Raw genomic sequence first — 15,458 nt, forward strand, 5'->3', positions numbered from 1 at the left:
CGCCCGTTTGGAAGATAGAGGCGTTCGCGCCGTCAATCCATCGATGGGCCTCCCGATGGAGATGAGTCGGCGTCCGGTGATGTCTCGCCGGGTGTGTTGGTATCCACCGCAAAGGTTGGTATTTTTGTTGGTCTCTACGAAACTCCGTCCCGGCGGATACCAACATTCCTCTCACCGACCTCGAACTCCGCGCCGCCAAGCCCCGCGACTTATTGTTCAAGCTGTCCGATGGCGGCGGTCTGCAATTGTGGGTCTACCCCGACGGCGCGAGGCGCTGACGCATGGCCTATCGCTTCGCGGGCGCACGGAAGGTGCTGGCGATCGGCGTCTACCCGACGGTCGGCCTCAAAGAGGCGCGGCCGAAATAGGTGCCGGAGCACAGGGTTGCGCCGTCGCAAAAGCCCGCGCCGCACAATGTCGCGCCGACGCACAATCCGATGATCGCGCGATCGTTTTGGGTTCGAGCTGAGCGGCGAGCGCGACTTGCGGCGACGCATCTCGATCCAAAAATTTGCTTCGTTTTCACGAAGCGTTTGTCCATGCGCTGGACGAGGTCGATGGCCAGTCGCCTCCGGCCATGGCTCGGCTCGAGATTGCGCCGCGATCTCGCGCTCTGTCCACAGTGATTTTCGAGGCTGACGCCGACTCGATCCTTATGCGGCCCTTATGCCCGACGGGGCAAATCCGAATAGCCTCCTTACACGCTCTGCAGGCATATCCCCACGCATTGTCGATAGGGAGACTGACCATGCTCGACCTCGTCTATCTCGGCCTCGGCGCCTTTCTCTTCGCGCTGATGGGCCTTTATGCGCGCGCCTGCGGGCGGCTCTGAAAAGGACGCGAATAATGTTCGAACCGATCGTCGGCTTGGGCGTCGCTGTGCTGCTCGGCGCCTATCTCGTCTACACGCTCCTTCATCCCGAGAAATTCTGATCCGAACGTCTCGGGCTCCGTAAAGGAAACGATCATGAACGCCATTGGTTTGGCGCAAATCGCGCTCGTGCTGGCGGCCGTCGTCTTCGCCGCTGTGCCGCTCAGCGCCTTCATCGCCCGCGTCCTCGCCGGCGAGCGCAATTTTTTGACGCCCGTTCTGCTTCCCGTGGAGCGCGTCTTCTACAAGCTCTCCGGCGTCGATCCGGCGCGTGAGCAGAGCTGGCTCGTCTATACGATCGCCATGCTCGCCTTCAGCGTCGTCGGCTTCTTGTCGCTCTACACGCTGCAGCGGCTGCAGAATGTGCTGCCGCTCGATCCGCAGGGCTTCGATCCCGTGCCGCCGGATCTCGCCTTCAACACGTCGATCAGCTTCATCACCAACACCAATTGGCAGAATTACTCCGGCGAGACCACGATGAGCCATCTCGTGCAGATGCTCGGGCTCACCGTTCACAACTTCCTGTCGGCGGCGACCGGCCTCGCAATGGCCTTCGCGCTGGTGCGCGGTTTCGCGCGCGCAGAATCGCCGACGGTCGGCAATTTCTGGGTCGATCTCACACGCGGCACGCTCTATGTGCTGCTGCCGCTGTCGATCGTCTTCGCGCTCGCGCTCGTGGCGCTCGGCGTTCCGCAGACGCTTTCCGGCTCTGTGGAAGCGACGACTCTCGAGGGCGCCAAGCAGGCGATCTCGATCGGTCCGATCGCGAGCCAGGAGGCGATCAAGGAGCTCGGCACCAATGGCGGCGGCTTTTTCAACGCCAATTCGGCGCATCCGTACGAAAGCCCCAACGCCATCTCCAACCTTCTCGAAATTTGGGCGCTGCTGGTCGTTCCCTTCGCGCTCGCTTTCGCCTTCGGCCGCGCCGTGCTCGATTTTCGTCAAGGCCGCGCGATCGCCATCACCATGCTCATCGTGCTCGCCGCGGGCGTTCTCATCGCCTATTGGGCCGAGGCCGTCGGCAATCCGCTGCTGACGTCGATCGGCGTCGATCCCTCGCCCGGCAATATGGAAGGCAAGGAGGTGCGCTTCGGCGTCGCCACCAGCGCGCTCTTCGCCGCAGCGACGACGGGCACCAGCACCGGCGCCGTCAATGCGATGCATGATTCCTTCATGCCGATCGGCGGCCTCGTGCCCTTGTTCAACATGCTGATGGGCTCGATCGCGCCGGGCGGCGTCGGCGCTGGCCTCTATGGCTTTCTCGTGCTCGCCGTCGTCGCCGTCTTCGTCGCCGGCCTCATGGTCGGACGCACGCCGGAATATCTCGGCAAGAAGATCGAGGCCCGTGAGATGAAGCTCGCCATGCTCGCCGTGCTGATCTATCCGCTCTGCGTGCTCGGCTTCTCCGCGGCCTCCGTGCTGCTTCCGGGCGCGCTCGCGAGCCTCAACAACGCCGGGCCGCACGGGCTGTCGGAGATCGTCTACGCCTTCGCCTCGACGACCGACAATAATGGCTCGGCCTTCGCCGGATTGTCCGGCAACACGCCTTGGTACAATACGACGCTCGGCGTTGCGATGGCGCTCGGCCGCTTCGCCTATGTCATTCCCGTGCTGGCGATGGCGGGCTCCTTCGCGGCGAAGAAAAAGGCGCCGGCGTCGCGCGGGACCTTCCCGACACATGGGCCGCTGTTCATCGGCCTGCTGCTCGGCGTCATCGTCGTGCTCTATCTGCTGCAATATTTCCCGGCGCTCGCGCTCGGTCCCGTCGTCGAGCATCTTCTGCTCGCCGCCGGCAAGACCTTCTGACCGGAGATCAACGCAAATGTCGTCCAAAGTCGCTGCTCCTGGCCTGCTCGATCGGGCCATTATCGGCCGCGCGGCGATCGACGCTCTCATCAAGCTCGATCCGCGCCAGCTGGCGCGCAATCCGGTGATTTTCGTCACCGAGGCCGTCTCGGCCGTCGTCACGCTCTTATTCGTGCGCGATCTTTTCGCGCATGACGGAACCGCGCTCTTCTCTGGGCAGATCGCGGCCTGGCTGTGGTTCACGGTCCTCTTCGCCAATTTCGCGGAAGCGGTGGCGGAGGGGCGCGGCAAGGCGCAGGCCGATACGCTGCGTCGCACGCGCACGGACACGAAAGCCAAGCGAACCAAAGGCGGATCGCGTGACTTCGACATCGTCTCCGCGCTGGAGCTGAAGATCGGCGATGTCGTGCTCGTCGAGGCCGGAGAGCTCATTCCCGGCGACGGCGAGGTCGTCGAGGGCGTCGCTTCCGTCAACGAGTCGGCGATCACCGGCGAGTCGGCGCCGGTCATTCGCGAGGCGGGCGGCGATCGTTCCGCCGTCACCGGCGGCACGACTGTGCTGTCCGATTGGGTGCGGGTGAAGATCACCGCCGCGCCCGGCTCCACCTTCATCGATCGCATGATCGCGCTGGTCGAAGGCGCCGAGCGGCAGAAGACGCCGAACGAGCTCGCTCTCTCCATCCTGCTGTCGGGCTTGACGATCATCTTTCTGATCGTCTGCACGACGCTGTGGCCGCTCGCCAATTATTCGGGAACCGTGCTGCCGCTCACCGTGCTCATCGCTCTGCTCGTCTGCCTCATACCGACGACGATCGGCGGGCTCTTGTCGGCGATCGGCATCGCCGGAATGGATCGACTCATCCGCTTCAACGTCATCGCGACGTCCGGCCGCGCCGTGGAGGCGGCGGGCGACGTGGACACGCTGCTGCTCGACAAGACCGGCACGATCACTTTCGGCAATCGCATGGCGGATGAGCTTCTCCCCGTCGGCGGCGTCGGCGAGCACGAGCTCGCGGAGGCCGTGCTGCTCGCCTCTCTCGCGGACGAGACGCCGGAGGGGCGCTCCATCGTGGCTCTGGCCAAAAGCCGCTATGGCCTCGCCGCTCCCGATATCGGCGCCGATGCGCGCGTCGTTCCCTTTTCGGCGCATACGCGCATCTCTGGCGTCGATCTGCCGGGCCGCGCATTGCGCAAGGGCGCCGTCGACGCCATTCTCGCGCAGACGCAATCCATAACGGGCCATGCCGACTTCGGCGGCGCGGGCGCCGAAATTCTCGAGCGCGCGGCCATCGCGACATTGCGCGCGCCAGAGGATTTCACCCGCGCGGTGGAGCGCATCTCGCGCGCCGGCGGCACGCCGCTCGCCGTCAGCGAGAACGGCCGTCTGCTCGGCGTCGTGCATTTGAAGGACATCATCAAGCCCGACATAAAGGCGCGCTTCGCCGAGCTGCGCGCCATGGGCATAAAGACGGTGATGGTGACGGGCGACAATCCGGTCACGGCGGCGGCCATCGCCTCGGAAGCGGGCGTCGACGACTTCATCGCGCAAGCGACGCCGGAGGACAAGCTCACCTACATCCGCAAGGAGCAGCAAGGCGGCCGCCTCATCGCAATGTGCGGCGACGGCACCAATGACGCGCCAGCGCTGGCGCAGGCGGATGTCGGCGTGGCCATGCAAACCGGCACGCAAGCGGCGCGCGAGGCGGGCAATATGGTCGATCTCGACAGCGATCCGACCAAGCTCATCGAGATCGTCGCCATCGGCAAGCAGCTGCTGATGACGCGCGGCTCGCTGACGACCTTCTCCATCGCCAATGACGTCGCCAAATATTTCGCCATCATTCCTGCGCTGTTCGTGGCGACCTATCCCGAGCTCGGCGCGCTCAATGTGATGAAGCTCGTCTCGCCGCAATCGGCCATTCTTTCCGCGGTGATCTTCAACGCGCTGATCATCATCGCGCTGATCCCGCTGGCGCTCAAAGGCGTCGCCTATCGGCCTGTCGGCGCTGACGCCTTGCTGCGGCGGAATCTGCTGATCTACGGCCTCGGCGGCGTCATCATTCCCTTCGTCGGCATCAAGCTGATCGACATGATCGTGTCGATCCTGCATCTCGCGTGAAGGAGCTTTTCATGCTCTCCCAAATTCGTCCTGCGATCGTGATGATCGTTCTCTTCACCCTTCTCACCGGCCTCGCCTATCCTCTGGCGATCACCGGACTGGCGCAGCTCGCCTTCCATGACGCTGCCAATGGCAGCCTCATAGAGCGCGAGGGCGTCATCGTCGGCTCGCGTCTGATCGGCCAGAACTTCGTGGCGGATCATTACTTCCACGGCCGCCCTTCGGCGACGAGCGCGCCCGACCCCAATGATGCGAGCAAGACGATCGACGCGCCTTACAATGCGGCGAATTCCGGCGGCTCCAATCTTGGCCCGACCTCGCAAAAGCTCGTCGATCGCGTGAACGCCGCGATCGAGGCGGAGTTCGCCGCCGGCCGCATCGACATGGTCGCGGCGGATGCGGTGACGACATCCGCTTCCGGTCTCGATCCGCACGTCTCGCCGCAATATGCGCTGGCGCAGGCGCCCGCCGTCGCCGCAGCGCGCAAGCTGCCCGTGAGCCGTGTGCGCGCGCTGGTGGAGAGCCAGATCGAGCAGCGCATGGCCGGATTCATCGGAGAGCCGCGCGTCAATGTGCTGGAGCTCAATCTGGCCTTGGACGAGCTGCGCTGACGCCCATTTCCGAGAGGCGTCGATAATCTCTATTGGAGGCGCGGCGGCTCGTCGCGCCTCCCGCATTTTTCACATTGGCTCCGCCACAATCGCCGCTTCATCATGTGCGTCGGATCGCGCGTCGCTGCGGTAGCGGTTTGCTCAGAGCGCATCCGCGCCGGCGCGAATCCGGGCGATCGGATTGCGGCGTCTCCGAGCGTCACCAAAAGACCTGCGCGCGCGCCAGAAACAGGCTCGGATGATCGCCGTTGAGAAAGGCGCGATCGGCGGGCGCGATCAGCGTCATGGCGTGCGTCCAATTGGCCTGCAGGCGCACGCCGCGAACCGGATACCAGTTCAGCGCCACCGTGAGATTCTCCTGCCGGCCGCCGAGCGTCGCCGTATTGGCGACGGCTTTTTGCGCAGCGGAGCCCGCGGCTGCCGCGAGATAGACGAAGCTCGCAGGGACGAGCCCCCCATTGTTCAGGTCGATCCCCTCATAGCGCGCCGCCACCTCGACGGCGCCATAGCCGCCCTTGCTCAGAGGGCTCTTGATCTTCACATCGGCGAACGTGCCGGGCGCGCTCCAATTCTTGTCATAGCCTTCATAAGATGCGGCGCGCGATTCCCCGGTCAGGAACAGAGATGCGGCGACATGATAGGCGCTGTAATGCAGCTGCGCGCCGCCGCCATTGGCGTAGAGGAGGGCGAGCGTTGCGTCGCGCTGATATTGGGCGCCGACATATTCCGCCTCGACGGAGACCGGACCATAGGCGGCGGCGGCCTCGAAGCCATAATTATAGGAATATTTCAGGCAGCTCGGCCGCTGCACGAAAGGGGCTACCAGCTGGCCGGCGGCGGTCGTCGCGACATTGAGCGTCGCGGCCGATGCGGCGCAGGAGAGGTCCTGCGCGGCCGGCACGCGGACCGTCGCCCCGCCCGCGCCGAGAATTCCAGTGAGCTCGCGCTCGAAGCCTGATGCGCCGGGCGTCAGATTTGTGGCGTCGGTGGCCGCGGTCGTTCCATTGGGACGATGATAGACGAAGGAGCCGCCGAGGTGGAGCAGCGCATCCTCTTCGTGGATCGGCGCATAGACGGCGCGCGCCGAAGCGTCCCAATATTGCGCATTTCCAACGGGCGGGGCGGTCGCCGTATCCTGCGGGCTGGTCGAGAAAATGCCGCCCTTGAGCGCCCAGCTCGCATCGCCGACGCCGACGGCGGCGCCAATGTGGCGGGCAGGACCGAGATTGGCCGTCAGGCTGCGCTCTAGAAAGGTGATGTGCTTGTCCGAATCCAGCGTTTCGCGGCCGAATGGCTCATGGAAATTGCCGATCTGGAAGGAAGCCGGCTGCGCGACGATCCACTCGGGCAAGACTCTCGCGCGATAGGCGATATAGGCGTCGCGAATGCCGGCGACGCCGCCGGCGGTGGTGGCGAAATCATATTGGAAGCGATAGATCCAATTGCCATAGGCGCGTCCCGTGACCTCGAGCTCGGCGCGGCGGAACCCAACATTGCTGCGCCTTATCGTATCCGCCGAGCTGGCGAAGCCGCCGTCCGTGTGGATGCGTCCGCCGAGCTTGAAATCGAAGCTCTTGTCCTCGCTCTCGACATAGAGGCCGTTCTTGAAGCTGACGAAAACGGCCGGCGGGACCGCAGCCGCCTGGGGAGTCTTTGCCGAATCGCCGCGCTCCTTTGTCGCGCGACCTGCTCTGGACTGGGCGTCGAGCCGGGCCTCCAGACGTTTCAGCTCCGCTTTCAAAGCTTTGATCTCACGCGCCGTATCGGCGAGGCTCGGGGAGGGGCCGCCCAATGCCGCAATGAGCATTGCGCCTGCGACGCCTTTTCGATCTGCACGACTCCCGCCTTTGCCGAACATTCGTATTTCCTCCAGCAGCCCGAACCGCTAGTTAATCATGACTTGCTCGTGCAAGCCTTGCGTCGGTCGGCGGAAGGAGCGATCGCCGCGTATCGTTTTTCGCCGGCCTTCGTCGCGGCGGCGAAATCCTCTCGATTACGCGATTTTGCGGAAAATCTTTCGGACGAAATGGTTGAGAATTCTTCGCGAGCGCTTGGTAAATGATCTTATAATCGAATTATATTCAATATGTTGGCTTGACTCTCCGGCGTATGGTTTCCGTTTCCTTGCGGATGCCGCTCGAGTTGCATTACCGCGGCTTAATGGCCGTTAGAGCGTCGCCGTCAATCTGATCCTCAACGACGAGGCCGAGCCCGATCAACCAGGGCCGTCTCGTCAGACCAGAGAGAGGATCAGACCCATGTTCTCCGCTTCGCTCGGCGCCTTCGTCGCTCCCCGCATCGCCAAGCGCGCCGCCATCATTGGCCTCGCCGGCTTCGCCGCCTTCGCCTCGGCGCCCGCCAAGGCCGATCTCTTCTCCGATCTGTTCGGCTCCTTCGACAATGGCTATTCGAGCCGGGGAGTCAGCTCGAACCGCCACGGCTATTCCCGCCGCGCCGATCTCGCTGGCGGCTACACGCCGCGCGCCGATCATTCGAGCTATGACCGCGGCGGCAATGTCCTCGACTATTACGAGCAGGTCCGCTCGGCGAATGTGACGCGGCGGACCGTCGCCATCGACGGCTACTGCGCCTCCGCCTGCACGATGAAGCTCGGCGCGCGCCATGCCTGTGTCTCGCCGGAGGCGACGTTGCGCTTCCATTCGGCGCGGACGAACGAGGGGGAGACGTCCTGGGGCGGCAACACGATCATGATGAGCGTCTATCCGCCGGCGATCCAAGCCTGGGTACGGCGTCATCAGGCACTGGACAGTCTGGCCTTCACCGACATGTCCGGCCGCGAGGCGATCGGCCTCGGCATACGCGCCTGCGCATAGGCAATGAGCGATTGTCGTTCGGAAGCGTCCGCGCGATCAGCGACGCCGGCGCTTCCGCCAATAGCCGAACGCCTCCTCGTGGATCTCGACATCCAGTTCGGCTATGCGGGCGTGTAGCCTTTGCTGCACATCCTCGACCGCCTTGTTGTAGACAATCGGCCCGATCTCTTCCACGAAGAATTGGAGCAGGCCTTCCGCTTCGAGATTGCCGATCTCATTGTCCATATTCTCTTTGAAGTAGCGTTGAAGCGACAAGACCGCTTCCTTCGCAGAATCCTTCGGTATATCGATCGGCATCGCGGTCCTTTCGTCGCAGGCGATTAGCCATCGATCAGCGCGCTGCAAGCCCTGCGAACTGGCCGAGGAGAACAACTTGCCCAGGAAAGGGCGCGGCGCGCCGTCAGCTCAGAAATTTTGCGCTCTTCGAACAAATAGCGGCGATCGATCTCAGTGTCTGCCGCTATGAAAATTTGACGTCGTGCTCGACGCTATTTCCAGCGATGACAATCGAAATCGCGCGCGCAAGCGAGCTTATGCGACTGTTGCGAGTTCCCGCGCGGGAGAGACGCTTTTATTCTCGAGGAACCAGCGATAGGAGCCGGCAATTCCATCGTCCAGCGAGATTTCAGGCTCCCATCCGAGCGCTCGAATGCGGCCCGAGTCCATCAGCTTGCGGGGCGTGCCATCCGGCTTCGACGTGTCGAACACGAGCTCGCCGGAAAATCCGACTGCTCTCTGCACGGTTTCCGCGAGCTCGCGGATCGTGATCTCCGAACCTGCGCCGCAATTGATGTGCTCATAGCCGTCGTAATTGTCGAGGCAGAAGACGACGCCGCGCGCGAGGTCGTCGACATGCAGGAATTCGCGAAGCGGCGTCCCGGTTCCCCATACGACGACCTCCGGCTTCCTCGACTCCTTCGCTTCATGGAATTTGCGAATGAGCGCGGGCAGCACATGGCTCGTCTGGAGATCGAAATTATCGTTCGGCCCATAGAGATTGCAGGGCATCACAGAGATGTAACGTCGGCCATATTGCTTGCGGTAGGCTTGACAGAGCTTGATGCCGGCGATTTTTGCGATCGCGTACCACTCATTGGTCGGCTCGAGAGGGCCGGTGAGCAGCGAGTCCTCGCGGATGGGCTGAGGCGCGAATTTCGGATAAATGCAGGAAGACCCGAGAAAGACGAGACGGTCGACATCCGCGGCGTGGGCCGAATGAATGATATTCGTCTCGATCGCCAGATTGTCGTAGATGAAATCGGCGGGATAAGTGTCGTTCGCATAGATGCCGCCGACTTTCGCCGCGGCGAAGATGATGGCGTCGGGCCGATTTTGTTTCAGCCAGACTTCGACGGCGATCTGATTGCGGAGGTCGACGACCGAGCGATCGGCTTTCAATACTTTGTCGCCTCGCGCCTCGAGATAACGTGTGACGGCCGAACCGACCATGCCTCTATGACCGGCGACCCAAATACGACGAGTGCTCATGGACATAATACCACTTCTCGAGACAATGCTTTGGCCCCGCATTGCGAGGCCTGAGCGGTAATTAGGACTTATTTTTTGCAATGCGCAACAAAATATTTAGATTTATGCCCTGCGCGGGCCTTCGATGGTAAACGCGGGTTGCTGAGGGGCTATCGCGGTTCGAAGAACTGGTTGGGCTGGCTGATATTTAGACCGATGCCGAAGACATCGGCGCTGCATTTCTCAGAACCTTCTCACGATGTCGGCTCTACCTGACGATCGCCGCAGAGCGGGCGTCGCCAGCGTCACGGAGCCGACGCCGACGACATCGTCGCCGAAACTGAAGAAGACTCCACCGCCGTTGCTGTAGACATTATTCGCCGCATTGCCGATCGTAACCGAGCGCGTCAGGGATCCCCGTGGAGACAAATCCACCGCCGCCATTTTGGCTGACGTGACGTTTTTGGCGAGCGTGTCGCGCCATTGTCGACATAGACAGGTCGGGCGCGGGAAGGCGGCTTTTGCATTCCGCGCGCCCTCCGGCGCAATTCCTTCTTGACGCTTGCGCTTTCGCCTGTCTCCTATGGCGTCATGGCTTCGTCACCGGCGCAATTCATCAGGCTGCGGACCGCTCTCGCCGCGCTGCTCGGCGCATGGCTGGCGCTCGTCTCGCTTCCCTTTATGGCGCCGAGCCACGGATGGACCGCGGCCTTCTCGTCATACGGCCTGTCGATCAACGGGGACGGCGCTCCGCTATGCGACGCTCGCGGCGACGATGGCGCGCCCGTGAAGCACGGCAGCCAGCATTCGCATTGCGCGCTCTGCGCTTGTCCTCGAGATTCGGCGTCCCTCGCATTTCTCGCCATGTTCTTTACGGCGCTCGCGCCGCGCTTGGACTCGGGGCGAGTTTCGTCGGTCGATCGTGAGCAAGCCCGCGCGCTCATTGGCCGTCCGAGCTATTCGTCCTCCCGCGCGCCCCCGTCGATCGGCTGATCGACCCTTTCACCCTGGTTTTTCACCTCCGGTCTCGACGTGCGCACAGCGCACGTCGCGATCGTCGCGGGCGCCGGCGAATGTCGGAAAAGAAAACTCGTTTCATTCGCGACCTGTTCGAGCGCAACAGACGCGCGCTGACGGCCTATCTGACGCGTCGCGTCGGCGCGGAAGACGCGTCCGATCTGCTTCAGGAGACGTTCGTGCGCGCGCTGCGGCACGAGCGCCTCGACGATGTCGCCGATCCGCCGGCCTTCCTCCAGCAGATCGCCGCCAATCTCACGCGCGACCTGGCCCGGCGTCGGCGGACGGAGCACAAATATCTCGCCTTCGATCAGTTCCTCGGCGAGCGGCCGAGCAGCGAGGCGCGGCAGGACGAGATCGTCGACTATGAGCGCCGGGCGCGCCGCCTCCGCGAGGCGATCGAGGCGCTGCCGCCCCGATGTCGCGAGGTCTTCGAGCTCTGCGCCTTCGAGGACCTCTCCTTTCGCGAGATCGCCCTGCGCCTCGGCGTCACCGAGCGCATGGTGCGCCAGCATATGAGCATCGCCATGCAGCGCTGCTGGGCTGCGCTGGGATGAAAGATTTTTCGCCGCGCGACCTTCCCTTTTCCCCTATTGGCGCGTCGTATTCGGCGGACGCGGAGGGCGATCCGCATGCAGGGAGCGACGGTGCGATGCGAATGGGGGAGGGCGACGCCGCCCATGCGGCGGCGATCGACTGGTGGATCAGGGAGAAGGCGGGCGACCTCGACCAGGATCGCGCGGCCTTCGACGCCTGGCTCGCAGCCGATCCGGCCCATCGCCGCGCCTATGCCGATGTCGCCGGAATGTTCGAGGAGGCGCGCGCGCTGCGCCCGGCGCGCCGGTCTCGCTCTCGGGGCGCGGCGTCGCGACGAGTGGCGACGGCGGGATTATCGGCCGCCGCTTGCTTGGCCTTTCTCTTCTTCCTCGGCGATCTCGCCCAGGTCTGGCGGTCGGACTTTGCGACGGGCGTCGGGGAGCGCCGAACAGCGACCCTCGCCGATGGCTCGCGTGTAGAGCTCGATGGCGGCTCGGCGATAGAGGTCCGTTTTGAAGCCGGGCGCCGGCGCGTGCGCCTGCTGTCCGGGGAGGCATGGTTCGAGGTCGCGCCCGATCCCGCGCGTCCCTTTGTCGTCGAGGCGGCGGGCGGCGAGGTGACGGCGCTCGGCACCGCCTTCGACGTCGCGCTCACCGAGGAAGGCGGCGCGCGCGTGGCGGTCGGCGAGCATTCGGTCGCTGTCGCCAGCGGCGGCGCGCGCGTTATCGTCGAGGAGCGGCAGCAGACATTCTACGAGGCGAACGCCGCCGCGCGGCCTCCGGCGAGCGCCGCCGCGGAAACGATCGCCGCCTGGCGACACGGCGCGCTGATCGTGGAAGACAGGCCGCTCGGCGAGGCTCTGGCGACGCTCGGCCGTCATCGCCATGGCTATGTCTTCTGCCTGCGCGCGTCGACCTGCGCGCGGCGTGTGAGCGGCGTCTTCTCGACCGCGGAGCCGCTCACCTCTCTGCGCGAGATCGAATATTTCCTCGGGCTGCATTCGATCCATCTGACCGATTATCTCATTCTGCTCACGGAATGACGGGCGGCGCCGGCCACATCTTCCCACGCAATTTTTTTCGCATTGGACATTCCGAATTCGACGCGAGGGCGTCGAGTTGGTCACGGACGCCGTCTCGCGTCCGAGAATCCAATTCGACGGAAAGCGGCGATGGCGAAAAGAGGTCTGCGTTACGAGGGTGCGGCTATGGGCTCGACGGTTGCGGCGATGGCGTTCGGCGCCTTTGCGATGGGAGGAACGCCGGCCGAGGCGTCCCTCTCGCCGCAAGAGCGCAGCGGCGTCGTCATGGTCTATGACATACCGGCCGGATCGGTGGCGACGGCGCTCAACGCCTTCGCCGTGAAGAATAGACTCCATCTTCTCTATGAAGCGCATGTGACGCGCAGCTTGCGGACGACCGGACTTTCCGGCGCCTTCTCTGTGCGCGATGGATTGGATCGTCTTCTCGATGGCACCGGGCTGACCTATCGCTTCGGCGGTCCAGACGCGAAAGCCGTGTCGATCATATTGGCGCAGAACGACACGGGCGTGCGCAGCGACGCGGGCGGCGTGGAGGCGCTGCCGCGGATCGATATCGGCGCTGAAAAGCGCGACGATAAGAAAGCCTATAGCGCCGATCGCGGCGCCATAACGGAAGGCACGGGCTCCTATACGACGCCGCTCGTGACCGTCGCCGGCAAGGTTCCGCTGCCGCGCAAGGAGGTGCCGCAGTCTGTCTCGGTGATGACGCGCGCGCAGATCAACGACATGCAGCTCAACACGGTTCAGGACGCAATGTTCTGGATACCGGGCGTCTCCGCCATCTCCAATGATGTGACGCAAGGACAGCCGGCGTCGCGCGGCTATGCGCTCGACGTCGCCTATGACGGCGTTCCGACCTATAGCGGCCTGGTCGGCTATCAGCAGCTCGATCTCGCCGTCTACGACCGCCTCGAAGTCCTCAAAGGTCCCGCGGGCTTGCTCTCCGGCTCGGGAAACCCCGGCGGAATCGTCAATGTCGTCCGCAAGCGGCCACAGGATGAATTCAAGCTGCGAACGGAATTCAACGCCGGCTCGTGGGACAATTATCGCGGCATGATCGACGTCACCGGGCCGATCAACGAAGAGCGGACATTGCGCTATCGCGCGCTCGTGCTGCATCAGGACAAGCACTTCTTCTTCACGCCGTCGCAGCCCGAGAACAAATGGCTCGGCTATGGCTCTCTCGAATACGACATCACGCCGAACACGCTGGTGAATGTCGCCTATACACGCCAACGGACCAGCGACCCCGCCTATAGCGGGCAGTCTGTTGCGGCGATTTCCTATTTCGGCAACACGAGCCCTTATTTCTTGAACGTGCCACGCTCATGGAATCCCTATCCCGATTGGACCCAATACAAATGGGACACCGAAGACAAGAACGTCCGCCTCGAGCATCGGTTCGGCGACGACTGGGTCGCCAAGGTCAACGTCAATCGTCGCGATATCGCATTCGAATTCAACGACGCTTTTCCCTACGCCGGCGTCAATCCGTCCAACTGGTCATCGCAATATGCTCGCCGCCATTACATCTATTATTATCATCGAACCGGTCTCGACTCCTATCTCTCCGGCACGCTGCCCCTGCTGCCGATCAAGAACACATTGACGCTGGGCTATAATTACGATCGCTTCACCTATGAGTACAAAGGCGCGCCGATCACGACCGTGAATAATGTCCCGGTGTTCTGGCCGAACTATGTCGGTCCGAATACCAATCCCTACACGGTCGGCGGCCAGAACCAGACGCTGCAACACGGCGCCTACAGCCAGCTTCGCCTCACGCCGATCGATCCTTTGACTTTCGTGCTCGGCGGCAGGCTCACCAATTATTTCGCGAAAAATCGCGTGGCCTTTCCGAGCATGCCTGCGAATTGGTCCTATGGCGCGAAATCCAATCATCGCTTCACACCCTATGCCGCTGGTATCTTCCGCCTGACCGACGAGATCAATCTCTACGGCAGCTATACCGATATATTCCTTCCCCAGACTCAGCAGAGAGCCGACGGCACGACGCTAGATCCGCGCGTGGGCGGACAATGGGAGGCCGGCGTCAAAGGCGAGTTCCTCGACAAGAAGCTGAATGCGTCCGCGGCCTGGTTCGAGATTCGCGATAGAAACCGCTCTTTCGCGGATTCGGGCAATCCAGGCTATTATCTCCAGGCGGGACTGGCGGAGTCGACCGGCGTCGAGGTCGAGTTCTCGGGCAAGCCCTTCGCCGACTATGAGGTTCCTCTCGTCGCGCGCTCGCTGCCCGGGCTCGATATCGTCGGCGGCTACACCTACATGAAGACAGCTTTTCTCGTCGATAAGAACAATCCGGGCCGTTCGATCAATTCGTGGTATCCGACCCATTTGTTCAAGATCTGGGGCAAATACGACTTCGACGGTTTTCTGCAAGGCCTGACCGTCGGCGCCGGCGTCGTCGCGCAGAGCGGCCTCTCCGGCTCGGTGAACTCGCTGAACGAAGCGCGCCATGCGTCGGCCTATGCCGTTCTCAATGCGATGGCGTCCTATAAGATCAACGAAAATCTGAGCTTGCAGGTGAATATCAACAATATCACCGACCAGAAATATTACACGCGCGTCGGCGGCGCCAACACCTACAACACGCCGGGCGATCCGCGGAACTTCATGGTGACGTTGCGCGGCGAATTGTGATCGCTTGCGATCACGGTAAGAAGCGCCGCCGCGCCGATGAGGCGCGGCGTTCGCATTCGGATCTGCGATCCGCGGCGCCGATTTGTCCTACGAACGCTGCGCTACCGCAGCGCGGGGGCGGCGCTGTCGCCTGCAACAGATGCGCGGCGATCGCCGAGAGGAAATCGCAGGCCGCCTTTGCTCCCTCGGCGGCGATGTGGCTCGAATTGGCGTTCGGCGCGCCTTCGCCTTCTGGTGAAAGGAAAGGCTGGGCTTTTCCAACTCCTCCTCTATGAGATTTCGCTCGATCGGCGCGAACTCTCGATTTTCGAGCGGACGATTTGCGGCGTTTCAGGCCGGGGCGGGAGGATTCTGAGCTAAGCCGCAGCCGGTTCGCAACCTTCTGAAAATGCCCAAAGTCTCTTTGCACTCTTTTCGCTGTGTAACACCCATGTGTGGCGCCCCGCAAGCACAGGGCGCCCCGCTTTTCGCCGGACGAGAAAGGAGGGGCGGA

12 protein-coding genes are annotated in these 15,458 nt (G+C 63.2%); 9 read left to right on the forward strand and 3 right to left on the reverse strand.

The window, feature by feature from the left end; all coding sequences use genetic code 11:
- The first annotated feature begins 846 nt into the window (after nt 1-846).
- The 4 genes from kdpF to kdpC are packed head-to-tail and all read left to right on the forward strand — an operon-like array spanning nt 847 to nt 5,407.
- On the forward strand, nt 847-933 hold the full coding sequence (gene kdpF / locus METLW4_RS28855) for a K(+)-transporting ATPase subunit F (RefSeq protein ID WP_371212327.1): 87 nt from the start codon (nt 847-849) through the stop codon (nt 931-933).
- A 34-nt stretch (nt 934-967) separates the two neighbouring features.
- The gene (gene kdpA, locus METLW4_RS0103025; RefSeq protein ID WP_018264728.1) at nt 968-2,677 is read left to right on the forward strand and encodes a potassium-transporting ATPase subunit KdpA; all 1,710 of its coding nucleotides are present in this window, start codon (nt 968-970) and stop codon (nt 2,675-2,677) included.
- 16 nt (nt 2,678-2,693) lie between these two features.
- The gene (gene kdpB / locus METLW4_RS0103030; protein ID WP_018264729.1) at nt 2,694-4,796 is read left to right on the forward strand and encodes a potassium-transporting ATPase subunit KdpB; all 2,103 of its coding nucleotides are present in this window, start codon (nt 2,694-2,696) and stop codon (nt 4,794-4,796) included.
- An 11-nt stretch (nt 4,797-4,807) separates the two neighbouring features.
- Nucleotides 4,808-5,407 carry a potassium-transporting ATPase subunit KdpC gene (gene kdpC / locus METLW4_RS0103035; RefSeq protein ID WP_026191208.1) on the forward strand — a complete coding sequence of 200 codons (600 nt, stop codon included), beginning with the start codon at nt 4,808-4,810 and terminating at the stop codon, nt 5,405-5,407.
- Nucleotides 5,408-5,606: 199 nt separating this feature from the next.
- Here the strand turns inward: kdpC and METLW4_RS0103040 are convergent, their stop codons facing one another.
- The gene (locus METLW4_RS0103040; protein WP_018264731.1) at nt 5,607-7,214 is read right to left on the reverse strand and encodes an OprO/OprP family phosphate-selective porin; all 1,608 of its coding nucleotides are present in this window, start codon (nt 7,212-7,214) and stop codon (nt 5,607-5,609) included.
- A gap of 451 nt (nt 7,215-7,665) precedes the next feature.
- Here METLW4_RS0103040 and METLW4_RS0103045 point away from each other — a divergent pair, with 451 nt between their 5' ends.
- The gene (locus tag METLW4_RS0103045; RefSeq protein WP_018264732.1) at nt 7,666-8,241 is read left to right on the forward strand and encodes a hypothetical protein; all 576 of its coding nucleotides are present in this window, start codon (nt 7,666-7,668) and stop codon (nt 8,239-8,241) included.
- A 36-nt stretch (nt 8,242-8,277) separates the two neighbouring features.
- Here METLW4_RS0103045 and METLW4_RS0103050 read toward each other — a convergent pair whose 3' ends face one another.
- Both METLW4_RS0103050 and fcl read right to left on the reverse strand, forming a co-directional pair.
- Complete coding sequence (locus METLW4_RS0103050; RefSeq protein ID WP_018264733.1) at nt 8,278-8,538, reverse strand: DUF2164 domain-containing protein; 261 nt, start codon at nt 8,536-8,538, stop codon at nt 8,278-8,280.
- 234 nt (nt 8,539-8,772) lie between these two features.
- Nucleotides 8,773-9,735 (reverse strand): GDP-L-fucose synthase, encoded by a 963-nt coding sequence (fcl, locus tag METLW4_RS0103055; protein ID WP_018264734.1) that lies wholly within the window; start codon nt 9,733-9,735, stop codon nt 8,773-8,775.
- 564 nt (nt 9,736-10,299) lie between these two features.
- Here fcl and METLW4_RS0103060 point away from each other — a divergent pair.
- From METLW4_RS0103060 to METLW4_RS23745, 4 genes are all read left to right on the forward strand, one after another.
- On the forward strand, nt 10,300-10,701 hold the full coding sequence (locus tag METLW4_RS0103060) for a hypothetical protein (RefSeq protein WP_043331664.1): 402 nt from the start codon (nt 10,300-10,302) through the stop codon (nt 10,699-10,701).
- An 80-nt stretch (nt 10,702-10,781) separates the two neighbouring features.
- Complete coding sequence (locus METLW4_RS0103065) at nt 10,782-11,282, forward strand: RNA polymerase sigma factor (RefSeq protein WP_018264736.1); 501 nt, start codon at nt 10,782-10,784, stop codon at nt 11,280-11,282.
- A 95-nt stretch (nt 11,283-11,377) separates the two neighbouring features.
- Complete coding sequence (locus METLW4_RS0103070; RefSeq protein WP_157234822.1) at nt 11,378-12,304, forward strand: FecR family protein; 927 nt, start codon at nt 11,378-11,380, stop codon at nt 12,302-12,304.
- Nucleotides 12,305-12,433: 129 nt separating this feature from the next.
- Nucleotides 12,434-14,965 (forward strand): TonB-dependent siderophore receptor, encoded by a 2,532-nt coding sequence (locus METLW4_RS23745; RefSeq protein ID WP_083919185.1) that lies wholly within the window; start codon nt 12,434-12,436, stop codon nt 14,963-14,965.
- The last annotated feature ends 493 nt before the right edge of the window (nt 14,966-15,458 follow it).

It is taken from the genome of Methylosinus sp. LW4 (assembly GCF_000379125.1).
GTDB lineage: Bacteria > Pseudomonadota > Alphaproteobacteria > Rhizobiales > Beijerinckiaceae > Methylosinus.